The organism is Duganella sp. AC917 (assembly GCF_979258245.1).
Window position 1 is genome coordinate 3,817,895 of sequence record NZ_OZ409848.1, and the last position, 25,559, is coordinate 3,843,453.

The window sequence follows — 25,559 nt, forward strand, 5'->3', positions numbered from 1 at the left end:
ATATCTTAACTTAAAAATCGCTTAACCGTTCCCGCGCCACCTCATGTGCGCCCGGCGATGGCCGCCAGCAAGCTGCGGGTGTACGGATGCTGCGGATCACGATACAGCTCGTCAGAGCCGGCCATTTCCACCACCACGCCCCGCCGCATCACCATCACCTGGTCGGCGATATATTTCACCACCGACAAGTCGTGTGAGATAAAGATGTACGACAGCCCGAACTCGTCTTGCAGATCCTGCAACAGATTAAGCACCTGGGCCTGCACCGACACATCCAGCGCGGACACCGATTCGTCGCACACGAGAATCTCCGGCTTCATCGTCAGGCAGCGCGCGATGGCGATCCGTTGCCGCTGGCCGCCGGAAAACTCGTGCGGATAACGCTGGAACGCAGTCGCCGGCAAACCAACCTTTTCCAGCAATGAATACGCGGCGGCGGTCCGCTCGCGGTCGTCGGCGCCGATGCGGTGAATGCGCATCGGCTCCAGCAATATCTGGCCGACGGTGAAACGCGGGTTCAGCGATGCGTATGGATTCTGGAAAATGATCTGGATGCGCCGCTTGTACGCCTGGAACTCGCGCGCCGTCATCGACAGCAGGTCGCGTCCGTCGAACAGCGCGCTGCCACCGGTGGCCTGGTGCAGCCGTAGCAAGGTCAGGCCGACCGTGGTTTTGCCGGAACCGGATTCCCCCACCACGCCCAGGGTTCTGCCGCGCGCGAGCGTGAACGACACATTGTCGACCGCCTTGAACTCGCGCTTGCCGAACCAGCCCTCGCGCACATGGAAGCTCTTACTCAAGTTATTGACCACCAGCACCGGCTCGTCGTCCGGCCGATAGCCGCGCTCGCGCTGCAGCGGATGCAGCAAGGTAACGCCCTGCCCTTCGGCGATGTCGCCGCCGGCAAAGCGCCTGCCCTCCGCCGCATCGTTCATATAGTCGGCGATCACCGGCAGGCGCCACGGCCGCTGGTCCAGCCTCGGACGGCAGTGCAGCAGCGCCTTGGTGTAGGCATCGGCCGGCGCGTCCAGCACCTGCCGCGCCGCGCCGGCCTCGCGCACCTCGCCATGGCGCATCACGACCACGTGGTCGGCAATCTCCGCCACCAGCGCCAGGTCGTGCGTGATCAGCAACACCGCCATCGCTCGGCGCTGTTGCAGGCCCGCGATCAGCTCCATGATCTGCTTCTGGATCGTCACGTCGAGCGCGGTGGTCGGCTCGTCGGCGATCAGCAGCTTCGGTTCGCAGGCGATCGCCATGGCGATCATCACGCGCTGCTGCTGGCCGCCCGACAACTGGCTGGGATAGGCGTCGATCTTCACCGCCGGATCGGGGATGCCCACCTCGTCGAGCAATTCCAGGGTACGGCGGCGCGCCTGGGCCCGGCCCATGCCAAGGTGCAGGCGCAGCACCTCGCCGATCTGCGCGCCGACGGTGAACACCGGGTTGAGCGACGACATCGGCTCCTGGAAGATCATCGCGATGTCCTTGCCGCACAGCGCGCGACGTTGCGCCGGCGCCAGCGACAGCAACTCGCGGCCATCGAAGCGGATGCTGCTCGACGGTCCGATGATGGTGGTGTCCGGCGCCAGCAGGCCCATCACCGCCAGCGAGCTGACCGACTTGCCGCTGCCCGACTCGCCCACCAGCGCGACGGTACCGTTGCGCGGCACGCTGAAGGACACGCCTTTGACGGCTTCGACCGTGGTATGGCGGTCGACCCGAAAGCCGATGTGCAACGCGCGGACATCGAGCAGGATGTCGTTATCCATGTTTTCGCTGGCCATCATTTCACCTTCGGATCGAGGGCGTCGCGCAGCGCATCGGTCAGCAGCGAGAACGCCGTCACCAGCAACGCCATGGCGATGGCGGCGGCCGTCAGCTGCCACCAGCGACCGAGGATCAGCTCGTTCTGCGCCTCGTTCAGCATGCTGCCCCAGGACACCACGCCGACCGGCACGCCGAAGCCGAGGAAGCTGAGGATAACCTCGGCCTTGATAAAGCCGACCACCAGGATCGACAACTGCACCAGCGCCACATGGCTGACATTGGGAAAGATATGCGAAAACATCCTGCGCCAGTGCGAGGCGCCGATGGCGTCCGCCGCCAGCACGTATTCGCGGCCCTTGTGCTTGATGTACTCGGCGCGGATGAGACGGTACGGGCCGGTCCAGCCGGTCAGGCCGAGGATCAGCACGATGGTCGCCACGCCGCGCTGCTGCAGCACGGCGGCCACCGCCAATATCATCAGCACCGACGGGATGGCCGTAAAAATGCTGTAGAACCAGTTAAAGACGTCGTCCACCACGCCGCCCCAGTAACCCGACAGCGCGCCGAACAAGGTGCCGATGCCGACCGCCAGCGCGGCCGACGCCAGGCCGACGACAATCGACGTTTCTCCGCCCTTGATGGTCTTCTTGATGATGTCGTGTCCCCATTTGTCGCCGCCAAACGGCAAGGTGGCGAGGCGGGCGGCTTGCGGCCCGGCATCGGCCCGCGCGGCCAGTTGCGCCTTCAGCGCACGGATATCGTCAGCCAACGGATCGAAGGGATTGTCCGGCAGCGCCGCCCGCCGCGCCACGACGGCAGGCCCCGCGCCAACCTTGGCGCCGACAAAGCCCGGCGGCGCGTAGTTGACGCCGACCTCGTCCTCCCAGTCGGCGGCGATCAGGCCGCCGGCCGACAGCGCCAGCATCAGCAGGAACGCGCTCACCACCGCCAGCGACAGCATCGCCACGCGGTCGGCGCGCAGCCGGCGCCACGCGAGGGTCCACAAGCCGGCCGGCGGCCCCGTCAGTATCACGCCGGTCATGCGAGTTTCACCCGTGGATCGAGCGCCTGGTACATCAGATCCGTCAGCAGATTAAAGACCATGGTTGCGACCGCAACATAGACGGTGATGGCTTTGATGACCGGAAAATCGCTGCGTTCAACCGCCAGAATCACCTCGCGTCCAATGCCGGGAATGCCAAAGAAACGCTCCAGCAGAAAGGCCCCGATCAGCAACGCCGGCAGGCTGGCCATCACGTGCGTCACAATCGGGATGGCGGCGTTGCGCAGCACGTGCACCCACATCACACGCCGCTCGCTCAATCCCTTGGCGCGCGCCGTGCGCACATAGTCCTGGCCCGCCTCGTCGAGCACAAAGCTGCGGTACAGCCGTAAAGTCGGCGCGATCGACACCGCCAGCCCGATCAGGATAGGCAACGCCGCGTAGCGCGTCAGGTTCTCGCGCAAGTCCTGCCCCCAGCCTTGCACCGGGAACAGGCCCATCTTGTAGGCCAGCCCGTACTGCAGCACGATGATGTACACCAGAATACTGACCGACATGCCGACCGTGCAGGCGATCATCACCGCGCGGTCGGTCAGCGAGCCGCGCACGAAGGCGACGGCCAGCGCCAGCGCGATGCCGATCACGGTTTCCAGCACGGTCAGCGGAATCAGCACCGTCAGCGACGGCCCCAGCCGTGTGGCGATGATGTGCGACACCGGCTCGCCAGTCGCCCAGCTCAGGCCGAAGTCGAAGGTGACGATCTGCCGGATAAAAATCCATAGTTGCATAGCGTAGGACTGGTCGACGCCGAGCTGGTGGCGGATGTTGGCGATGGCCTCGGCATTGGCCATCTTGCCGGCCAATATATAGGCCGGATCGCCGCCGACCCAGTTAAACAGCAGAAACACCAGCAACACCACGCCCAGCATCGTCGGCAACATCTGCCACACGCGGCGCACCACAAAAGCCCCCATCCCGCGCCTCTCCTATACAGACGTTACACAACCCGACATTCCACACGGGCAGTTATACCCGATCCGGCAGCGGCTGACCATGCCGGACGGCTCGGGTAAGTATCGGTGGCTGAAAAACCGGTCCTGACACCGAATAATCTGCTGCGTCGGTGAAATTGATATTCAATCGCAAACCAGCACTTTGTCGCCTAAAAGTAACAGGTTACAGATTTGTTACAGTTTAATTTCCGGCGAAAACCCCCGTTGTCGAAATTTCCTTCATGTTTACATCGTTAGCGAAAAACCAAACCTTTCCTGCGTGTTAGTCGAATTTAGCCGCTCATTACGGGGAATTCGGTACTGACTATCACTTTGGTGCCAGCGCCGTGTCGTAAATAAAATGATCGGTTAATCCGGTTCGATAGGCATTGGCCGCGTTGACACCTCAGCAATGCCGATGCTCTTATAAAAATAGAGGAACGAAAAAATTCCTCGCACGAGAGCGCCGCGATGCAGCGATCGGCCGCGTGGCCGGCGACTCATTTCAGGGTAGTCCCAGTTCAGTTGGAGAGTGTCAGCATGATGATGGAAACAGTATTGTCCCGTTCAGTACGCCTGATTTTTTCGGGTGGTCTCGCCGCCGCAGGTTTGATGTCCGCCCCGGCCATGGCGCAAACGACCGACGCGCCGATTCAGCGCGTTGAGATCACCGGTTCGAGCATCAAACGCGCGACCGCAGAGACGGCATCGCCGGTGCAAGTGATCACCAGCGAGGACTTGCTGAAATCGGGCAAGGGCACCGTGTCCGAATACCTGCAAACCTTGACCGCCGACGGCGCCGGCTCGCTGCCGACCGGCTTCGGCAACGGCTTCGCGGCCGGCTCGACGGCGATCTCGCTGCGCGGCCTGGGCGCCACCTCGACCCTGGTGCTGCTCAACGGCCGCCGCATGGCGCCGTTCGCGCGCGCCGACGACGGCCAGAAAAGCTTCACCGACCTGTCGACCATTCCGATGCAAATCGTCGAGCGCATCGAGATCCTCAAGGACGGCGCGTCGTCGACCTACGGCGCCGACGCCATCGCCGGCGTCGTCAACATCATCCTGCGCAAGGACTTCGAAGGCCTGCAAATCAAGGGCGACACCGGCTGGTCGCGCTACGACGACGGCAAGCAGAACAAGGCCTCGCTGACCTACGGCAAGGGCAACCTCGACGACGACAAGTACAACTTCGTCTTCAACGCCGAATATTTCCAGTCCGACAGCATCAAAAACAGCGACCGCAAGGACCGCGCGCACATCGGCAAGGCCGACCTGCGTCCGTATGGCTACCCGGTCGGTACCCAGTTCGCCAACGGCTACATCGCCGGCAACAACAACGCCAGCCCAAGCCCGGCCGGTTCGATTCGCAATCCGGCCACCAACGACTACGTGTCCCTGCCCGGCTGCTCGACCTTGTCGGCCACCAAGGACCAGACCGGCGCGAACGGCGGTTGCCTGTGGCACCACGACCAGTTCCGCGACATGCAGCCGGAGATCGAATCGGTCAACCTGTACACGCGCGGCACCTGGCAAATCAACGAAAACACCCAGGCCTACGCCGAAGCGGGCTACTCCAAGCGCAACACCTCGTTCATGATGATCCCGCCGACCATCACGCCGACGATCGCGTTCCCGCCGAATGCCGCCAATCCGCTGGGCTTCGTCAACTATGGCAACATCGCACTGCTGGGCGCGACGCACCCGCAAAACCCGTACGGCGTGGCTACCCGCCTGCGCTACTCGGCGTTCGACGTCGGCCCAAGCACCCGCAGCGCCGACAACGAATTCACGCGCGCCGTGATCGGCATCAAGGGCTCGGCCATGGGCTGGGACTACGACACCGGCTACACCCATTCCGAGTCCACCTTGGACCTGGAATACACCAACATGCTGAACATGAACGTGCTGCGCTCGGCGCTGGGCGACCCGACCTCGCAGTACTTCCCGTACTACATCGGCGACCAGGCCTACCGCAATCCCGCCTCGCTGTACGCGGCGCTGCGCGTGAACGCCACGTCGAAATCGACCACCAAGCTCGACATCATCGACTTCAAAGCCTCGCGTGAACTGTTCGCACTGCCGGGCGGCAACCTGGGTCTGGCGTTCGGCGGCGAATACCGCAAAGAACAATTGTCGAACCCGTCGCTGTCGGGCTCGGAGAACGGCACCATCAACTCGAGTTATGTGGCCGCCTTCGGCGACACCAAGGTCAAGGCCGTGTACGCCGAGATCCTGGCGCCTGTGATCAAGACCGTCGAGCTGTCGGCGGCGATTCGCTACGACAAATACGACAACTTCAGCTCGTCGACGCCGAAAGCCGGCATCAAGTGGACCCCGGTCAAGAGCTTCGCGCTGCGCGGCACTTACACCGAGGGCTTCCGCGCCCCCGGCCCGGCCGAGGGCAACGCCACCTCGCAATCGACCGGCTCGGCGCCGGTGCGCGATCCGATCCGTTGTCCGGGCGGCGTGCCGGCCGCCGGCGGCGCCACTTCGACCGACTGCGCCATCACCGTGGCCGCCGTCAAGGTCGGCGATCCGAAGCTCCAACCGGAGGAATCGAAGGGCAAGACGCTGGGCTTGGTCTGGGATCCGCTCGACGGCACCAGCCTGTCGCTGGACGGCTGGACCATCAAGCGCAGCAACGAGATCAACTCGCTGCCGTACGACCAGGCGGCCGCGTTGCCGACTGCGGTTCGTAACGACAACAACCTGGTCGTCGGCGGCGTCGCCCAGCCCAACACCGGCACCCTGGTGCTGACCCAGGCGCCGTACCGCAACTCGAGCTACACCAAGGTCAGCGGTGTGGACTTCGATATCAAGCAGCGCTTGCGACTGGGGGCCTACGGCCGCGCGGTCGTCGGCCTGACCTGGACCCACGTCGCTTCGTGGCTGCGGGCCGAGTCCGCCACCAAGACGTATCAGTACGCCGGCACGCACGGCAACTGCGACACGTCCAACTGCGCCGGCACGCCGAAAAACAAGGTCAGCCTGATGGCCACGTGGGATCTGGGCAACCTGAACGTAACGGGTAACGTTAACTACCGCGACAAGATGCGCAACACGGCCGACGCCGCGTCGCTGTGCGCCAACACCTTTGTCGGCGGCGCCAACGCCCCGAACGCGAAGTGCGAGATCGCCTCGTTCACGACCCTGGACCTGTCGACCCGCTACGCGGTCAACAAGCAGCTGACCCTGTACGCGTCGATGAACAACGTGCTCGACAAGATCGCGCCGCTGGATCCACAGACCTACGGCGGCATGAGCTACAACCCGATGGACGCTTCCGGCGCCATCGGCCGCTACATGAAAATCGGCGCCAGCTACAAGTTCTTCTAACCGTCTGACGGCAGGTTGAACCGACCCTGAAGGGCGGCGCTACGGCGCCGCCCTTTTTTGTGGCAGAAATGTAACGTTGTAAATGTGCCTAAACGTGGCCGGATGACTGTCGGTGGCGCACCAGGATGTGGCACACCAGCCACGGCGCACCAAGATATTCGCTAAATTTATGCCGATACGCCAATGTTTCCGCGCACCGGATCGGCTCCGGCACCAAATTAGAGCGTTTTTTAGCGCTGTATTGGCGCAATGTTGCTTGCACGAAATCCCGCTTTTTACGTGCTTTTACAAAACTTTGTACGTTGACAGCCGGCATCCGTGGGTGATCTGATGGCGAATGCGAAAAACGCTACGTTTTTCTCACTGGCATGCGCCGCAAAAAACCCGCGATCACTCCGTGGTCATCGATATAAGAATTGGGAGAACGAAACAATGATGGTTGAAACAACTTTGGCACGCTCCGTGCGCCTGGTGTGCGCCGGCGGCCTGCTGGGTCTGGGACTGATCGCGCCAATCGGCCAAGCGCTGGCGCAAACCGCCGACCAACCGATGCAGCGCGTCGAAGTGACCGGTTCGTCGATCAAGCGTCTGGTGTCGGAAACGGCCAACCCGCTGACCGTGTTCAAGGCGGACGACTTCGTCAAGCAGGGCCTGACCACTGCCCAGGAAGTGCTGGACCGCATCCCGTCAAACAGCTCGAGCTTTGGCGCCGGTAACGTGGTGGGCGGCAACAGCAGCGGCCTACCGACCGGCGGCGCGGCCAGCGCCGACTTGCGCGGCCTCGGTGGCGACAAAACCCTGGTGCTGCTCAACGGCCGCCGCATCGCCAACCATCCGTATGACGGCGCCAGCGTCGACCTCAACATCATTCCAGTGTCGGCACTCGAGCGGGTCGAAGTGCTGCGCGACGGCGCCTCGGCCATCTACGGCACCGACGCCATCGGCGGCGTGATCAACTTCATCACCAAACGCTCGGTCAACGCCACCACCATCACCGCCGAGGCAGTGCTGCCGCGCGCCCCGGGCGCCGACGAGAAACGGATCAACATCTCCAGCGGCTTCGGCGACCTGGAAAAAGACGGCTTCAACGTCTTCGGCGTGTTCGACCACCACAAGATCGACATCCTGACCTCGCAGCAGCGCGAGTTCTCCAAGACCGGCATCATTCCGGAGCGCGGCCTGAACCTGACCTCGGGCACCACTTTCCCGGGCAACTATTTCGATCCGACGTCGGGCGCCACCGGCAACCCCGGCTTCGCCACCGGCTGCGACGCACCGCTTTCGGTGCCGCGCGCCAGCAACGGCACCTGCCGCCAGGATTACACGCGCCAGATCGACGACCTGCCGGAACAGAAGCAAACCGCCTTCTTCGGCAAGGCCACCTTCAAGCTCAACAACGACCACCTGGCGTCGATCGAGTACCTGCACTCGGAAAACGACGTGGTCTCGCACACGGCGCCGCCACCGCAGACCGGCCTGATCCTGCCAATCACCAGCAAATACTACCCTGGCAACTCGGGCGGCGTGCCGGCCATGCCGGGCCTGTCCGGCCAGCCGCTGTCGGTCAACTGGCGTCCGACCGAAGCCGGTCCGCGTGAAATCAATTCCAAGGGCGCGGCCGACCGCCTGGTGTTCTCGGTCGAAGGCCTGCTGGGCGGCTGGGACTACAAAACCGGCTTCAACCTGTCGGAAAGCCGTTCGGCCGAATACTTCACGGGCGGCTATGTGCGCGACGAGAGCTTTGCCGCCGGTGTCGCCAATGGCATCCTGAACCCGTTCGGCCTGCAGGACGCCGCCGGCAAGACCTATCTGGAGAGCACCGCGCTGCGCGGCCAGGTCCAGAAGGGCAAGACCCGCAACACCGGCATCGACGCCAAGGCCAGCCGCGAACTGATGGATCTGCCGGGCGGTAAGCTGGCCGTGGCCATCGGCGGCGAACTGCGCCGTGAAGAAGCCGACTTCAACGTCAACCGCGCCATCGCCGGCCAGGCGACCAGCTCGGGCCTGTCCGGTTCCCAGTCGACCAGCGGCGCGCGCACCATCAAGGCCGTGTTCGGCGAAGTCAACATGCCGCTGATCCAGGACCTGGAAGTGCAGCTGGCCGCCCGTTTCGATGACTACAGCGACGTCGGCAACACCACCAACCCGAAACTGGGCGTGCGTTACCAGCCGACCAAGCAAATCGTGTTGCGCGGTTCGGCCTCGACCGGCTTCCGCGCGCCGACCCTGTTCGAGAAGAACGCACCGCAGTCGAAGAACGACACCAACAACTCGTACAACGATCCGGTCCTGTGCCCGGGCGGCGTGCTGTCGAGCAACCCGATCGCCAATCCGCTGCGCGATTGCGACCTGCAACAGTACAAACTGCAGGGCGGCAACCAGAACCTGAGCCCGGAAAAATCGAAGACCTTCGCCTTTGGCGTGGTGATCGAGCCGATCCCGCAAGCGACCCTGTCGGTCGACTACTGGAACATCAAGCTCAAGGACAAGATCAACGCGCTGCCGGAAGAAGCGATCTACGGCGACTACGCCAAGTACCAGGAGCGCTTCCTGCGCAACCCGGACGGCTCGCCGTACGCGATCCTGGACTTGAAGGAAAACCTGGGCAAGGTCAACACCGACGGCCTGGACGTAAGCCTGACGATGCGTTCCGGTTCCACCCCGTACGGCAACTTCACGTTGACGGTCGACGGCACCTACGTCCACAAGTATGAGTACCAGGACGAACGCGGCGGTCCTTACACCCAGAACGTCGGCCGCTACGCCGCCAACAATCCGGTGTTCCGCTGGAAGCACAACGCCGCGCTGAACTGGCGTCAGGGCGTCTGGGCCGCAACCCTGGCCCAATCGTTCAAGTCCGGCTACACCGACCAGAACCTGGACATCGAAGACCAGTACCTGAACAAAGTGCCGTCGTATAGCCTGTGGAACCTGTCGGGCACCTACACCGGCTTCAAGGGCATCAGCCTGACCGCCGGCGTCAAAAACCTGCTGGACAAGGACCCACCGTTCTCGAACCAGGGCACGCTGTTCCAGAAGGGCTACGATCCACGCTACACCGACGCGGTCGGCCGTTCGATCTACCTGCGCGGCAGCTACACCTTCTAAGCCTTCCAGGCGGTTGTAACGCCTGTCCAACCCGGACCCGCCGCAAGGCGCGTCCGGGTTTTTCACATCCGGCCACCGCGCCATTGTTGTTGTGCGAATGTAACGCCGGGGCGGAAATTGATCCAGTTTCACGATGATTAGTTCCGCACAAACATTGCACCGCCGATAAACGCCGGCGCCGCAGAATCACTTCCGATTCGATAGCAACGCGTCTATTCATTTCGCCATTCCCCTCCCCGCACCGAATTAGAGCGTTTTTTCGCGCGGATTTGGCGCGCGCCGACGCCGCGCGGGCATGCGCATGTCTGGCTAGCGCGGCAGCGCTGGCGGATTGACAGCGATTCGCCGCCAATGATTTGATGAGTTACGGGACCGCCCATGTGTCCCGCTTTGACTCGGGAGTTAAACAATGATGGTTGAAACAGTTTTGTCACGATCGGTACGTTTGATCTGCGCCGGCGGCCTGGCGCTCGGCATGCACGCGGCCACCGCGCAAACGGAAGAGGCGCCGGTCCAGCGCGTCGAGATCACCGGCTCGAGCATCAAGCGCATCACCGCCGAGGGCGCGCTGCCGGTGCAGACGCTGTCGAAGGCGCAGATCGAACAAAGCGGCGCGGCCAGCGTCGCCGACCTGATCGCCACCCTGCCATCGATGCAGGGCTTCACCACGTCGTCGATGTCGGTCAACGGCGGCGGCGGCGGCCTGCAATCGGCGTCGATCCACTCGATCGGCGAAGGCTACACGCTGGTGCTGCTCAACGGACGCCGCCTGGCGCCGGCCACCTCCGGCTCCACCGTCAACCTGGCCAGCATTCCGCTGGCGGCGGTCGAGCGGGTCGAGATCCTGACCGACGGCGCCAACACCTTGTACGGCTCGGACGCGATCGCCGGCGTGGTCAACTTCATCCTCAAGAAAAACCAGACCGACGCCATCATCGAAGGTTCGTACAGCCAGCCGCGCAGCCGCGGCGGCCGCACCCAGACCGCATCGGTCTCCAAGGGCTGGGGCGACATCGAGAAGGATGGCTTCAACGTGCTGGTGTCGGCCTCGCACGACGAGACCAAGGCTTCGTGGGCGCGCGACCGCGACTTTTCCAAAAGCGGCGTGATTCCGTTCTCGGCGAACGGCAAGAACTACAGCCTCTACCAGCTAAGCTCGAACTCGATGCCGGGCACCGCCACCGTCCAGTACACCAATCCCGACCAGTCGGCCGGCAGCGTCCTGTTCAGCCCCAACCTGCTGGCCACCGGCGCCTGCAACGGCAGCAACCTGTTCCGCATCAGCCCCACCCGCTGCCAGTTCGACTACGCGGCCACCGTGCAAAACACCCCGGCCATCAAGCGCGACAGCGTGTTTGCCTCGCTCAACTACAAGATCAACGAGAACGCCAACTTCTTTGCCGAAGCGCTCGGCTCGTCGTTCACCAACACCGCCCAGTACGCGCCGCCGGCCCAGCCGCTGGGCGTGCCGCTCGACAGCGCGCTGTACGCCCGCTCGATCGCGCCGTATCTGGCGCGCGTCGGCGTGCCGGCCGGCGCCACCGTCGACAGCGCGACGATGAGCCTGCGCCTGGTGGACGCCGGCGGCCGCGCCGACAACTATAAAACCGTCGCCAAGCACCTGGCCTTCGGCGTCGACGGCACCGTCAAGGGCTTCGACTACCGCGCCGCCTTCACCCATTCGGAAAACAAGCAGACCGACACCGCCGCCGGCGGCTACATGAGCCTGAACGCGTTCGACGCCCTGGTCACCTCCGGCCAGTTCGACCCGTTCGCGCCGCCGGGCACTTCGCAGGGCATCCTGGCGCCGGCCGTGCTCGACGTCCAGTTCGGCGAAACCAAGTCCACGCTGGACCAGATCCAGGCCAGCGCCACGACCGAACTGTTCAAGATGCCGGCCGGCGCCGCCCAGCTGGCCGTCGGCGCCGACTTCACCCGGCAAAAATATTCGGAAGCGCCAAGCGCCTACAACCAGGGCCCGAACAAGCAGCAGCCCGACTTCAACGACGCCGCCGTCGGCGGCACTTCCGGCGCGCTGCCGGTCGACGCCAGCCGCAAGAACTGGGGCGCGTATGGCGAGCTGCTGCTGCCGGTGTTCAAGAACATGGACCTGACCGCGTCAACCCGTTACGACGATTTCGGCGCCGTCACCAACGACAAGAACTTCGACGCCGACGGTAACCTGCTCGGCTCGGGCAAGCAAGGCAAAACCGCCAGCAAGGCGACGTATAAACTGGCGCTGCGCTGGAATCCGGTCGACATGCTGCTGGTGCGCGCGTCCTACGGCACCGGCTTCAAGGCGCCGGTGCTGACCGACATCGTCAAGCCGCTGGTCAACGGCGGCTCGTCGCAGTTCCATGCCTGCCCGATCACCTCGCCGACCGACCCGCGCTTCCGCCTGTGCCACGGCCCGGCCGAATACGCGCTGCTCACCGGCGGCAACGCCGCCACCGGCGAAGGCGCGCTGCTGCCCGAGGAATCGAAGCAAGCCACTTTGGGCTTCCGCCTCGAGCCGATCCCCAGCCTGTCGATCGGTTTCGACTTCTGGGACGTCAAGCTGACCAACCAGATCACCACCTTGTCGGAGGACCTGGTGTTCGGCAACCCGACCGTCTATGACAGCCTGCTGCGCAGCTACTTCGACCCGATCCAGAAGCAGGACGTGCTGGTGGCGGCGCTCACGCCGTTCAACCTGGCCACGGCTCACTATCAGGGCATCGACTGGGACCACACCTACCGCACCAACACGGCGCTGGGCAAGGTCGCGCTGCAGTGGACCGGCACCTTCATGACCAAGGCCGAACAGGACAATCCCGGCACCGGGCTGGAAAAGAATATCGGCCGCTTCAACTCGTACGCCGACGTCACGTTCCGCGTGATCTCCAAGCTGACGGCGTCGCTGCGCACCAATATGTTCCTGCACTCGCTCACGGCCAACTACCACTCGGGCTACACCGACCAGGAGTACGACGAAAACAACTCGGTCGTGCGCGAAGTGCTGGCCGACGGCAGCCTGGGCGGCTACGTGCCGCTGACGCGCAGGGTCAGTTCGTACACCACGTTCGACTGGCAGACCAAGGCGCAGCTGACCAAGCAGTTCTCGATCACCGCCGGCATCAAGAACCTGGCCGACATCGACCCGCCGTTCACCATGCGCAACGCCGGCGGCGGCAACCAGTCCGGTTACGACGGCCGCTACACCGACCCGCTGGGCCGCACCTTCTACCTGACGGGCAACTACAAGTTTTAAGCTTGATAGGAATAAACGAAAGGACTCCTCGGAGTCCTTTTTTCTTACTTCGACGCGGCTTCCGCCGCCTGCGTGGCCAGGCGGCGCTGGCGCACGGCGGCGGCCAGGCCCTGCAGCACTTGCACGCTGCTGTCCCAATCGATGCAACCGTCGGTGACCGACTGGCCGTAGGTCAGTTCCTTGCCCGGCACCAGATCCTGGCGCCCGGCCACCAGATGCGATTCGACCATCACGCCGACGATGCGGTTGTCGCCGCCGGCGACTTGTTGCGCGATGTCGGCGCACACCGGCACCTGGTTCTCCGGCTTTTTCGAGCTGTTGGCGTGCGAGGCGTCGATCATCAGGCGCGCGGCCAGGCCTTGCGCGGCGATCGCCTTGCACGCTTCCTCGACGCTGGCGGCGTCGTAGTTGGGCGCCTTGCCGCCGCGCAGGATGATGTGGCAATCCTCGTTGCCGGCGGTCGAGACGATGGCCGAGTGGCCGCCCTTGGTGACCGACAGGAAATGGTGCGGCTGCGACGCCGCCTTGATCGCCTCGACGGCGATCTTGACGTTGCCGTCGGTGCCGTTCTTGAAGCCGACCGGGCACGACAGCCCGGACGCCAGCTCGCGGTGCACCTGCGACTCGGTGGTGCGGGCGCCGATCGCGCCCCAGCTGATCAGGTCGGCGATGTATTGCGGGCTGATGACGTCGAGGTATTCGGTACCGGCCGGCAGGCCCAGCTCGTTGATGTCGCGCAGCAGTTCGCGCGCCATGCGCAGGCCGTCGTTGATGCGGAAGCTGCTGTCCATGTACGGGTCGTTGATCATGCCCTTCCAGCCGACGGTGGTGCGCGGCTTTTCGAAGTACACGCGCATGACGATTTCCAGGTCGCCCGCCAGTTCGCGGCGCAGGTGGATCAGGCGGTTGGCGTATTCCATGGCCGCCTTCGGATCGTGGATCGAGCACGGGCCGATGACCACCATCAGACGGTCGTCCTGGCCGTGCAGGATGCGGTGCAGCGCGATGCGGGCGTTGGCGGCGGTGTGCTCGGCCGCCTCGCTGCAGGCGAATTCGCGGATCAGGTGGGACGGTGGAACCAATTCCTTCATCTCGCGGATGCGCAGATCGTCGGTACGGGGCATGCTGTTCTCCAGGTATTCAAAAATGTCGGGGTAAAAAAAAACCGCCTCATCAGGCGGTTTTTTCAGGATTTGCGGGAACTCGTTTTTACTTCTACGTGCACCGGCCGCTACTCCACCGCCTTGGGGTTGGAATCGCTAAAGTAAAAGTAGCCGGTAAAGAAGAAGTGGGTCATGAACGTGTTCGACAGGTATTGGGTAAATATCGTGGAATGACTATAACGCCAACGCGTAACGGTTGGCAAGCTATTTCTTGACTAGTGGATTGTTTCGGGAGGAGACATGAGTGAAGGACGCGCGGGCCGTCGTCAAGATTTTCTTTGCGCTAGGGGATAGCGTCGCGTGACGGCCCACTCGGGCCGGCACTATTGGAGCGGCACAATGCGCACTGGGCGGGCACCATTTCCCTTATCTTGCACGTGTTCGGTCGCCGCTGCTGTGGCCTCATCACACTCAAAAACAATTTTTTCGATGCGCAATAGCAGCCGTGTCCACAAGATGACGTTGAGAACGGCATCGCGGGATACCAACGCGAACATTAGCACACCGGGCAGCCGCCGATAGCGCTTTGCGCGCAATACCTGTGCAAGTAAAGTGCCGGCATCCAGAGCGATAAAGCCATGCCGTCCGCTATACGAATGCGCGAGGCGAAAGAGAGTTTCCCGGCGGGCATCCGAGATGGCTTTCAGGTTATACAGCCGTCCGTTCCATCGTTTCCACTGGCCGTCAAGATAATCTCCATATGTCGGATGCCGAGCTATGCCGTCCGTCGAGTAAATTTCAGCCTGGTGGTTGCGTTCGATCCGCACGGGGTATACGTGCAGCGATTCATAGGTCGAGATTATGCCGTCCCCGTGTAACGCAAGGTCTTGGAGGGGGAGCCCGTGCAAAGTCAACCGGGATGTGGATCCCGGCCTCAGACGATATGCTGTCAATGGCACTTGATAGGCAAAATTACCGAGCCTGGCCTCCACACAAAATCGCATTTCGTCAACGACATCTTTTCCTGTGTTTCGTATCCAGACCGACTGCTCAGCGTTGCTGCCTTCATCGAAGCTTGAGCGCGTGTGCAGCTTGTACTCCACACCATCTGCCAGCTCGACCCAGCGGCGCTGCCATCGTCTTAACGCGACGTGATAATCGTGGGCCTGGCGAAATATCGGCTCTACCGTCCAAGAGCCCGCCAAACCAAGCAGCTTGCTCCCTACCCAATGAAGGGGCTTGCGCACAACTGCCCATATCATTGTTGGTTCCATATTGCCTCCCGCTGATAAGCATGCTGTATGTGTGGCCCGTCCGCCTAACCGCCGCCCAGCATTTTATAAGGTATTCATCCGCGATTGCCTGCCGGTGCGATGTCGCCCGGCCACCTTACAGTTCACGATTCTTGAGGCGTGCCTACAAAACTTTACACCTGCCCGTTCGTCTTTACATCTTATCGGCTGTGACCAATTGTAATCGCCGCCCGACCAGCACCACTGCCCGCCTTGGTGCTTTGCGCAGAAATCCCTCTTTACAGGTGTGAGGGTTTGCCACTGTTGGTTATCAGCACTGTTATTGAATGGTCATTGTCCGCTTGCCACGCCAAATGTTTTGATGGCTCGCCCCGCTTGTGCCAAGAGCCCAGGCCGGGCCGCAGATGAAAACCCACCCATCCCAATAGCAGGAGTAACAATAATGATCATTGAAAGAGCGATGTCCCGCACCTTGCGCCTGATGTTCGCCGGCGGCCTTGCTGTGTCCATGCAGGCGCAGGCGCAAGTCCAGTCCGACCCGCAGTCCGACGGCGCCGACGCCGACACGGGCATGCAGCGCGTTGAAGTGACCGGGTCGAGCATCAAGCGGCTGGCCTCGGAGACGGCGCTGCCGATCACCACCATCAAGGCCAGCGACTTCGTCAAGCAAGGCCTGACGACCGCCGCCGAAGTGCTCAACACCATTTCGATGAACCAGAGCTCGACCGGCAGCAGCCAGTCGGTCGGCTCCGGCACCGGCGGCGTCGCCAGCGCCGACCTGCGCGGCCTGGGCGCCAACAAGACGCTGGTGCTGCTCAACGGCCGCCGCATCGCCAGCCATCCGTTCAACGGCTCCAGCGTCGATCTCAACATCATTCCGCTGTCGGCGCTGGAACGGGTCGAAGTGTTGCGCGACGGCGCCTCGGCCATCTACGGCACCGACGCCATCGGCGGCGTGATCAACTTCATCACCAAGCGCGAAGTGACAGGCTTGACCGTCAGCGTCGAGCGCTTCCAGCCGCAGGCCAGCGGCGCCGGCGGCGAATCGCGCCTGAACCTGTCGGGCGGCTTCGGCGACCTCAACAAGGACGGCTACAACTTCTTCGGCGTGGTCGACCTGCACAAGCAGACCGCGCTGGCCGCCGCCGACCGCGACTTCGCCAGCACCAGCGTGCGTCCCGACCGCGGCGTTAACAACAGCAGCGGCACTTCGCAACCGGGCAACTTCTTCTCCGACAACGGCATCACCGGGAACCCGTACTATGGCAGCGGCTGCGTCGGCAAGGGCCTGATTGTCAACGCCGTCAACGGCACCTGCCGCACCGACACCACGCAATACATCCAGGCGATTCCGAAGACGCAGCAGGAATCCTTCCTCGGCAAGGCCACCTTCAAACTGGGCGGCGACAACCTGGCCACGGTGGAATACCTGCACAGCCGCAGCACCAACACCAGCGCCATCGCGCCGTCGCCGCTGACCGGCCTGACGATGACCTCGGCCAGCCCCTACTACCCGGGCGGCAGCGCCGGCGTGCCGGCCGTCGCCGGCCTCACCGGCGAGGACCTCAGCGTCAACTGGCGCACCGTGGCGGCCGGCAACCGCATGGGCTACGACACCAGCATCTCCGACCGCCTGGTGCTGGGCTCGGAAGGCCTGGTGGCCGGCTGGGACTACAACGTCGGCCTGACCTGGTCCATCAGCAAGGCCAGCAGCGCCTTCGTCGGCGGCTACACCAACGACTCGCTGATGGAGGCCGGCGTGCTCAACGGCACACTCAACCCGTTCGGCGAGCAGTCGGCCGCCGGCCAGTCCTACATCGACGCGGCGCAGCTGCGCGGCGAATATTTGTCGGCCAAGATGACCAGCGTCGGCGTCGACGCCAAGGTCAGCCGGGAAATCTACCGCTTGCCGGCGGGCGCGGTGGGCTTCGCCATCGGCACCGAGTTCCGTCACGACAAGGCCGCCTACGACGTCAACACCGCGCTGGCTTCGCAGGCGTCGAGCTCGGGTTACGCGGACGCCCAGGACCAGGCCGGCCAGCGCAACATCGCCGCGCTGTACTCGGAGCTGAGCGTGCCGCTGGCCAAGGACGTGGAACTGTCGATGGCCGCGCGCTACGACCACTACAACGACGTCGGCGGCAGCTTCAATCCGAAGATCGGCCTGCGCTGGCAGCCGGTCAAGCAGGTGATGCTGCGCACTTCCTACAACACCGGCTTCCGCGCGCCGACCTTGTACGACCTGCATGGACCGGCCACGTCCACCTTCACCAGCAATTCGTATGACGATCCGGTGCTGTGCCCGGGTGGCACGGCCGTGTCGGGCGCCAATCCGAACCTGGCGTGCAACCAGCAGCAATACATCCGCAGCGGCGGCAACATCGGCCTGAAACCGGAGAAATCCAAGACCTTCAGCATCGGCGCGGTGTTCGAGCCGACCAACGCGGTCAGCATGTCGCTCGACTACTTCAACATCAAGATCAAGGACAAGATCGGCACGGTGTCGGAAACCACCATCTTCGACAACTACGAGAAGTACGCCAGCTACTTCGTGTATTCGGCGGATGGCAAGACCTTGCAGTACGTGAACGCGGTGCTGGACAATCTGGGCGAGGTGCATACGTCGGGCATCGACGCCAGCCTGCGCTGGAAACTGCCGCGCACGGCGGCCGGCGACTTCAGCTTCGTGGTCGATGGCACCTGGGTGCACAGCTATGAATATCAGAACGAACCGGGCGGCGCGTATGTTGAAAACGTCGGCGTGTATGCGGAGAATTCACCGGTGTTCCGCTGGAAGCACAACGCCACGATCAACTGGAAGAAAGGTCCGTGGAGCGCGAGCTTCGCCAACAAGTATATGAGCGGCTATGTCGATCAAAACGATGTGGCGGACGCCTATTATCACAAGGTGCGCGCGTATTCGACGTATTCGCTGTCGGCCAGTTATGCGGGGATCAAAAATACGGATTTGACGGTGGGGATCAAGAATCTGTTCGATACCAATCCGCCCTATACCAACCAGGGGACGACGTTCCAGAGTGGTTACGATCCGCGTTATACCGATCCCTTGGGCCGCACGTTTTATGTGAAGGCGACGTATAAGTTTTAACGGTTGATTGAACCGAACCCCGGATGCCGGGGTTCGGTTTAAATATTTACGCGGTGCCGCCGACCGTCACACCATCGATGCGCAAGGTCGGCTGCCCCACGCCGACCGGCACGCTCTGGCCTTCCTTGCCGCACACGCCAACGCCCGGGTCGAGGCGCATGTCGTTGCCGATCATCGAGACGCGGTTCAACACCTCGGGACCGTTGCCGATCAACGTCGCGCCCTTGACCGGATACGTGATCTTGCCGTTCTCGACCATGTACGCTTCGCTGGCCGAGAACACGAACTTGCCGTTGGTGATGTCGACCTGGCCGCCGCCGAAATTGACCGCGTACAAGCCGTTCTTGACGGACGCCAGGATTTCATCCGGGTCTTTGTCGCCGCCCAGCATGTAGGTGTTGGTCATGCGCGGCATCGGCAGGTGTGCGAACGATTCTCGGCGCGCGTTGCCGGTGACCGGCATCTTCATCAGCCGCGCGTTCATCGTGTCCTGGATGTAGCCTTTCAGAATGCCGTCCTCGATCAGGGTCGTGCACTGTGTCGGATTGCCTTCGTCGTCGATGTTCAGCGAACCGCGGCGATCAGCCAAGGTTCCGTCGTCAACCACCGTTACGCCCTTGGCCGCGACGCGTTCGCCGATGCGGCCGGAGAAGGTCGACGAACCTTTGCGGTTGAAGTCACCCTCAAGCCCGTGGCCGATCGCCTCGTGCAGCAGGATGCCGGGCCAGCCCGGTCCCAGCACGACCGTCATCGGACCGGCCGGCGCCGGGCGCGCGTCCAGGTTGACGACGGCAGACTTGACCGCCTCGGTGGCGTAGAAGTCCAGCAGGGTATCGCTGAAGTAACCGTAATCGTAACGGCCGCCGCCGCCGGACGAACCCATCTCGCGCCGGCCGTTCTGCTCGACGATGACCGTCAGCGACACGCGCACCAGCGGACGGATGTCGGCCGCCAGCACGCCGTCGCTGCGCACCACCAGCACCACGTCGTATTCGCCGGCCAGGCCAGCCATGACCTGCACCACGCGCGGATCTTTCGCACGCGCCATTTTCTCGATGCGCTCGAGCAGCTTGACCTTGGCGGTCGCATCCAGCGAAGCGAGCGGATCGTTCGGCATGTACAGCGAGCGGCCGCCGGTCGGTTTCATCGCGCCGGCCACCTTGATTTTGCCGGCGCCGGCGCGCGCGATGGTGCGGGTCGCGGTGGCCGCGTCCATCAGCGCCGCTTCGGAAATTTCGTCCGAGTAGGCGAAGGCGGTCTTGTCGCCCGAAATCGCGCGCACGCCGACGCCCTGGTCGATCGAAAAACTGCCAGTCTTGACGATGCCCTCTTCCAGGCTCCAGCCCTCGTTTTTGGTGAACTGAAAATACAGGTCGGCGTAATCGACCTTGTGCGTGAACATCGCGCCCAGCGTCTTGAGCAGCTTGGCCTCGTCCAGTCCGAACGGCGTCAGCAGGATATCGCGCGCGACGGCCAGGGTGGACAGATTCGGTTCAAAAGGCTTCATGATGGTGCTCCGGTTCGAGATTGTTGTGCAGTTGTCTTGGATGTCACATGGTGCGGTGCTTCAGCGCCGGCAGGCTCTGGCGAACGCCCTCGATGAACAGCGGGTCGATGTCGCCGCCGACCACGCCTTCGCCCTCGGCCAGCACGTCCTTGATCGCGCCCCACGGATCGATCAGCATGCTGTGGCCCCAGGTGCGGCGGCCGTTCGGATGGGTGCCGCCTTGCGCCGCCGCCAGCACATAGCACTGGTTCTCGATGGCGCGCGCGCGCAGCAGGATTTCCCAGTGCGCCTGGCCGGTGGTGTAGGTGAACGCGGCCGGCACGACAATCAACGAGACCGGGCCCATCGCGCGGTACAGTTCGGGGAAGCGCAGGTCGTAGCAGACCGACATGCCGACCTTGCCGAACGGCGCCTCGATCACGCCGACGTTCTTGCCCGGCACGATGGTTTTCGATTCGTTGTACGACTCCGTACCCTTGGTGAAGCCGAACAGGTGGATCTTGTCGTAGCGGCCGACGTGCTCGCCCTGCGCGTTGTAGACCAAGGTGGTGTTGACGACTTTTTCCGGATCGTCGGACGCCAGCGGCAAGGTGCCGCCGATCAGCCAGATCTCCAGTTCGCGCGCCAGCGAGGACATGAAGTCCTGGATCGGCCCCTGTCCGAGCGGCTCGGCCACGGCCACCTTGTCGCTGTCGCTCAGGCCCATGATGGCCCAGTACTCGGGCAGCAACACCAGCGTGGCGCCCTGATCGGCGGCCTGCGTCACCAGGCGGCGCGCGGTGGCGATGTTCTCCGTCACGGACGGCGAGGAAATCATTTGTACTGCGGCGACCTTGGTCATGGCTGTTCCCATCGTGGAGTTGATGTACGAGTTAATGCGTGTTCCTGGCCTGCGGCGGGTCCGCCTTGGCCCCGTCGAGCTTGGTCACCACGGGCGCCTTCCACGGCCCCGTGACCTGCATATGGTAAGTCAGCGCCTTCATCACCGGCGCGCTCAGGAACAGCTGCGCCAGGAAACTGCCGAGGCCGATGACCGGGTTGACGGCCAGCGCGTAGACCAGCGGCGCGGTGCCCAGGTTCACCTCGGGGATGACGACCACGTGCAGGTTGGCGGTCTCGTTGGCGATGTCGGCGCTGCCGTCCATCAACACCGTGGCGGCCACGCCGTGCATTTTCAGATTATCGGTGCGGGCGATGCCCTGGTGAATGCTGGCGTTGGCGGTGATGCCGTCGAACGCCAGGCCTTCCGAGAAGACGTCGTGGAAATCGAGCTTGAGCAGACGCGGCAAGGCTTGCAGGCTCAGCACGCCCAACAGCTTGGCCGCGCCCGGGTCCTGCTTGAGGAACTGGCCTTTTTCCACGTTCATCGTGATCTGGCCTTCCAGGCTCGGCAGGTCCAGCGAGTACGGCAATCCCTTCCAGGCGATGTCGCCTTTGAGCGTCCCCTTGCCGTTCTTGACGGTGCCGACAAAGCCGAAGCGGTCCAGCAACTTGCCGGCGTCGGCGATGTCGAGCTTGAAATTGAGGCTGGTGTTGTGCGCGCCCTCGCGCGTGACCCATTTGCCGGTGCCGGTCAGTTCGCCGTCGGCGTTGGCCAGCGACAGCTTGTTGATGCGCCATTCGCGCGCCTTCTCGCTCGGCAGTTGCGCGTTGCTGGCCTGCAGCTCGAGCTGTCCCAGCGGCTTGTTGAACAGTTCCAGGCGCTCGACCACCACATCCAGCGCGGGGATCGACGCGGCCGCGCTCTTGCCGTCCGACAGCAGATCCTGCACCTCTTTCGACGCCGACGCCGGGATCACCAGCGACGACAGGCGCGCCGTCACCTTGCCCAGGCCGTGGCCGGTCGACGGTTCGCTCCAGGTCAGGTAGCCGTTGGCCTGGGTCGAATCGATGCTGGCCTGCCACACGGTCTTCTGGCGGCTGACGCCGACGACCACGTTCTCCAGCTTGCGGTCGCCGATGACGAGTTCAATGCTGCGGGCGGCGATGGTGTCCGGCACCACGTACTGCGCGAAGTCGGCGGCGTCGGCGGCCGGGGCCGTCGCTGCGGCGTCGGCGCCGGCCGGCTCGTGCTGGCCGGCCACGTTGGCGCCGAAGTCCAGCCACGAGTCGACGTTGAGCGCGGGCAGGCTGATGTTGACCGCCAGGCCGCTGTCGGGCTCCGGCGCCGGCGTGTTGACGCCGATGCCGCCGCGCACCAGTTTCCATGGCGTCTTGACGATTTTCTGGCGCTGGTAGCGCGCCACGATGCTGGTGCCCAGCGCGATGCGGATCTCGTCGTGCAGCGCGTTGTTGGCGTCCGGCGTCAGTCCGCTGGTCAGCAGGAAGCGCAGCGGCATCGCGTCCGGCGCGGCCTTGTTGACCGGCGCCGGCAAGTCCAGTCCCAGCCCGGCCAGGCTGGAATCGACTGCGACCGTCAACTGGTGGTCGCGCACCGTCACCGTGCCGTTGTAGCGGGTGGCGCCGGAGAAATGGCTGCCGAGGCGCTGCATGGCCGGCATCGTATAGGTCTTGCGGAAACCGTCGGCCGTCAGCATGCCGCCCAGCTTGATGACGATGGCGTTGTCGCGCTGGGTGCCGCCGGTGATGGCTATCGGTCCGTCCAGGAACATGCCCGATAGCTGGTTCAGGTTGACGCCGTGCTCGTTGAATTCGATCTTGCCCTGCGACGCCTGCACCGGCGGCAAATCGTTCATCAGCTGGATGTCGTTGTTATTCAGTTGCAGCGTCCCCTGCACCTTGGCGTCGATCAGGTGCGACAGCGGCAACTGCAGCTTGAGCGCCAGGGTGGCGTTGCCGCTGGCCTGGGTATCCTCGGTGAAGTGCGCGATCCAGCCCAATACCGGGCTGTTGGCGACATATTTGAGGAATTCCTGCATCGGCGCGGTGGCGTTGCCGTCGATTTCCAGTATCGAATCGTGGTTCGTCAGATCCGGAATCACCGCCTTGACCCTGGTCAGCGCGGCGCCGCCGGTGGTGGCTGTGTCGCCATGGATTTCCATGCGGGCGCGGTCGAACACGAAGCTACCCTTGATGTGCTCGGCCTGCGGCCACAGCGGCAACGGCTTGCCGTCCTTGCCCAGGACCTTGCCCTCTTGCAGGTAATGATTCGGCGAATAGTTGAGCTTGCCGTCGGTCAGCTTGCCGGCGACGCGGAACTCGCCGTGCGACGCGTGCTCGCCGTGGAACGGGAAATGCGCCAGCTCGCCGCGCAGGCGCACGCTGACGTCGCTGGCGACGCCACCTTCAAGCGCGCCGGTCAGCCAGGCGCGCAAGTCGTGCGGCGTTTGCATCGGCAGGTAACGGTCGATGCGGTTCAGTTCGAAGCCGTTCAAGGTGCCGGTCAGATCGGCCTTGCCCAAGCCCTTGCCGGCCAGCGGCATCGTGTGCGTGCCGCGCAAAGTGCCGCTCAGCCCCTGCTGCAGGAAAGCCATCTCGTCGATCTGCAACAGCAATTGATTATCCGGCTCGAACGACCAGCCCGCCTTCAGGTCCAGGCTGTCGAACGGCATGGCCGCGTCGCTGAACTGGTCCGGCATCTGCAACACCAACCGCTGCGAAGCCAGATTGAAGCGGCCGCCCTTGTCGGTGGCGTCGATCGAACCGGTCAGGTTGTCGAATCCGGGAATGCCGGGCACGGCGGCGGTGGCCGGCGTCTTGCCCTCCTTGGGCTGCGCCGGGCGTGGCGGCTGCGGCTGCAATCCCACGCCGACCAGGTCGCCTTTAAACCGGTACGACTGCACCGCCGGGAAGACGCCGGTCCACTCGGCGGAGACATTGCGCAACAAGCCGCGCGGGGCGGCGTCGGCCAGCAGCTTGCGCCGCCCGGCGCTCAGCGGCAGGCGTTCGGCCAGGCCGGCCACCGTGCGCAGGTCCAGTTGCGGCGCCCGCAGCTGGAATTTTTGCGGCTTGGACGCGGTGGCGGCAACATAGGTTTCCGACAGCGAGGTCGGCGCCATCACCAGGCCGTCGCTGGTGGTCAAGGTCAGATTGGTCAGCTCGATGCTGTGGCCGCGCTCGCCGAATTTTTGCCGTGCCGCTCCCCTGGCGACCGGGGCCGCCAGCGGCGGACTTTCTTCGCGGGCGGCGATGCGGCCGGTCAGCTCGCGCAGGTCGAGCTGCGGCAAGTCCTTGCCCAGCACTGCCGAGACGTCGCGCAAACCGACATCGGCGGTCACGCCCGTCAACCGCGACTGGTCGAAACTGAGCCAGGTGCGCAGCGAGCCGCCGCCGCTGTTGAGCACGAACGGGAAATCGATCCAGGCTTTCCACGCGGCGACGTCGGTGTCGCGGATATCGGCGTACAGCTCGCCCTTCCACATCGACACATTGGACACGCGGCTGCCGAAAGCGGGATGGGTGAAGTCGGCGCGCACATCGAGCGGCGCGGCCAGCTCGGCCGGCGGCGTGGCCTTGAGCGCCAACTGGTGCCGCAGCCACTTGTTGCGCAACACCACGGTGACGCCCTCCAGCGCCAGCGGCGCCGGCTGGCCTGCGCGCTGCCTGTCGGTCCAGCGCACGCGGCCTTCGCGGATAACAATCTCGCGCTGCGACAGCAACCAGTCGGCGGCCTTGCCGTCGCTTGGTTTGTCGGGGTCGAGATACACGCCGGCGGCGAACAGGCGGCCGTCGGCTTCGCGCCGCAGTTCGAGATCGGGACGCGTCAGCACCAGCGAGTCGAAACGGGGACCGCCGGCCAGCACGCTCCACCACGACAAGGTTGCCGAGACGCCGGGCAGCGCCAGCGCCTGACGGCCCTGACTGTCGTGCAGGACCACGTCGCCAAGGTACAGGCTGGGGCGCAAGCCGTTCCACGACGCATAAATGCGGGAAATGGTGACCTGGTTGCCGGCCGCGCGGCTGGCGGCGCGCTCGATATCGCCCTTGTAATGGTCGATATTGGGCAACACGGCGTAGCGCAGCGCCAGGAACAGGATGGTGAAGGCGAAATACAGCAGCAGCACAAGCTTGACCGAAAACCCGAGCACATGGTGGGTGGCCAGGTTGCAGAAGCGGTAGGCGGCACGAAGCCGATGCCAGCGGGCGGCCAACGGCCCCTCGTCTGTCACGGTCTCCTCTTCTTGTTTTTGCATCAATAAGCTAATAAATCAGGCCATGCGTCAAATAA

The 25,559-nt window shown here is 63.8% G+C and carries 12 protein-coding genes; 4 read left to right on the forward strand and 8 right to left on the reverse strand.

Annotated elements, in window-relative coordinates; all coding sequences use genetic code 11:
* Positions 1–41: 41 nt before the first annotated feature.
* The 3 genes from ACZ0BA_RS16565 to ACZ0BA_RS16575 are packed head-to-tail and all read right to left on the reverse strand — an operon-like array spanning position 42 to position 3,747.
* Positions 42–1,790, reverse strand: a complete 1,749-nt coding sequence (locus ACZ0BA_RS16565; RefSeq protein WP_463452311.1) for an ABC transporter ATP-binding protein — start codon at positions 1,788–1,790, stop codon at positions 42–44.
* Positions 1,787–2,812: an ABC transporter permease gene (locus tag ACZ0BA_RS16570; RefSeq protein ID WP_463452312.1), complete on the reverse strand. Its 1,026-nt coding sequence runs from the start codon at positions 2,810–2,812 to the stop codon at positions 1,787–1,789. Before ACZ0BA_RS16570 ends, ACZ0BA_RS16565 begins: the two co-directional genes overlap by 4 nt.
* Entirely contained in the window at positions 2,809–3,747 is a 939-nt protein-coding gene (locus ACZ0BA_RS16575) for an ABC transporter permease (protein ID WP_463452313.1), read from the reverse strand. The genes ACZ0BA_RS16570 and ACZ0BA_RS16575 overlap by 4 nt, the downstream gene beginning before the upstream one ends.
* Before the next feature lie 576 nt (positions 3,748–4,323).
* On the opposite strand from ACZ0BA_RS16575, the gene ACZ0BA_RS16580 reads away from it, so the two are divergent.
* From ACZ0BA_RS16580 to ACZ0BA_RS16590, 3 genes are all read left to right on the forward strand, one after another.
* Positions 4,324–7,101, forward strand: coding sequence for a TonB-dependent receptor (locus ACZ0BA_RS16580; protein WP_463452314.1), 2,778 nt, complete (start codon positions 4,324–4,326; stop codon positions 7,099–7,101).
* A gap of 435 nt (positions 7,102–7,536) precedes the next feature.
* Positions 7,537–10,209: a TonB-dependent receptor gene (locus tag ACZ0BA_RS16585; protein WP_463454771.1), complete on the forward strand. Its 2,673-nt coding sequence runs from the start codon at positions 7,537–7,539 to the stop codon at positions 10,207–10,209.
* Between the two features lie 427 nt (positions 10,210–10,636).
* On the forward strand, positions 10,637–13,459 hold the full coding sequence (locus tag ACZ0BA_RS16590; RefSeq protein ID WP_463452315.1) for a TonB-dependent receptor domain-containing protein: 2,823 nt from the start codon (positions 10,637–10,639) through the stop codon (positions 13,457–13,459).
* 44 nt (positions 13,460–13,503) lie between these two features.
* On the opposite strand, the gene aroG is transcribed toward ACZ0BA_RS16590, so the two are convergent.
* Positions 13,504–14,583 (reverse strand): 3-deoxy-7-phosphoheptulonate synthase AroG, encoded by a 1,080-nt coding sequence (gene aroG / locus ACZ0BA_RS16595; protein WP_463452316.1) that lies wholly within the window; start codon positions 14,581–14,583, stop codon positions 13,504–13,506.
* A gap of 362 nt (positions 14,584–14,945) precedes the next feature.
* On the reverse strand, positions 14,946–15,836 hold the full coding sequence (locus ACZ0BA_RS16600; protein ID WP_463452317.1) for a hypothetical protein: 891 nt from the start codon (positions 15,834–15,836) through the stop codon (positions 14,946–14,948).
* A gap of 421 nt (positions 15,837–16,257) precedes the next feature.
* Here ACZ0BA_RS16600 and ACZ0BA_RS16605 point away from each other — a divergent pair, with 421 nt between their 5' ends.
* Complete coding sequence (locus tag ACZ0BA_RS16605; RefSeq protein WP_463452318.1) at positions 16,258–18,924, forward strand: TonB-dependent receptor; 2,667 nt, start codon at positions 16,258–16,260, stop codon at positions 18,922–18,924.
* A 46-nt stretch (positions 18,925–18,970) separates the two neighbouring features.
* Here the strand turns inward: ACZ0BA_RS16605 and tldD are convergent, their stop codons facing one another.
* Genes tldD through ACZ0BA_RS16620 form a run of 3 tightly spaced genes read right to left on the reverse strand, consistent with a single transcriptional unit; the run spans position 18,971 to position 25,524 of the window.
* Positions 18,971–20,431, reverse strand: a complete 1,461-nt coding sequence (tldD, locus tag ACZ0BA_RS16610) for a metalloprotease TldD (protein ID WP_463452319.1) — start codon at positions 20,429–20,431, stop codon at positions 18,971–18,973.
* A 43-nt stretch (positions 20,432–20,474) separates the two neighbouring features.
* Positions 20,475–21,272, reverse strand: coding sequence for a carbon-nitrogen hydrolase family protein (locus tag ACZ0BA_RS16615; protein WP_463452320.1), 798 nt, complete (start codon positions 21,270–21,272; stop codon positions 20,475–20,477).
* Between the two features lie 31 nt (positions 21,273–21,303).
* Positions 21,304–25,524 (reverse strand): YhdP family protein, encoded by a 4,221-nt coding sequence (locus ACZ0BA_RS16620; RefSeq protein WP_463452321.1) that lies wholly within the window; start codon positions 25,522–25,524, stop codon positions 21,304–21,306.
* Between the last annotated feature and the right edge of the window lie 35 nt (positions 25,525–25,559).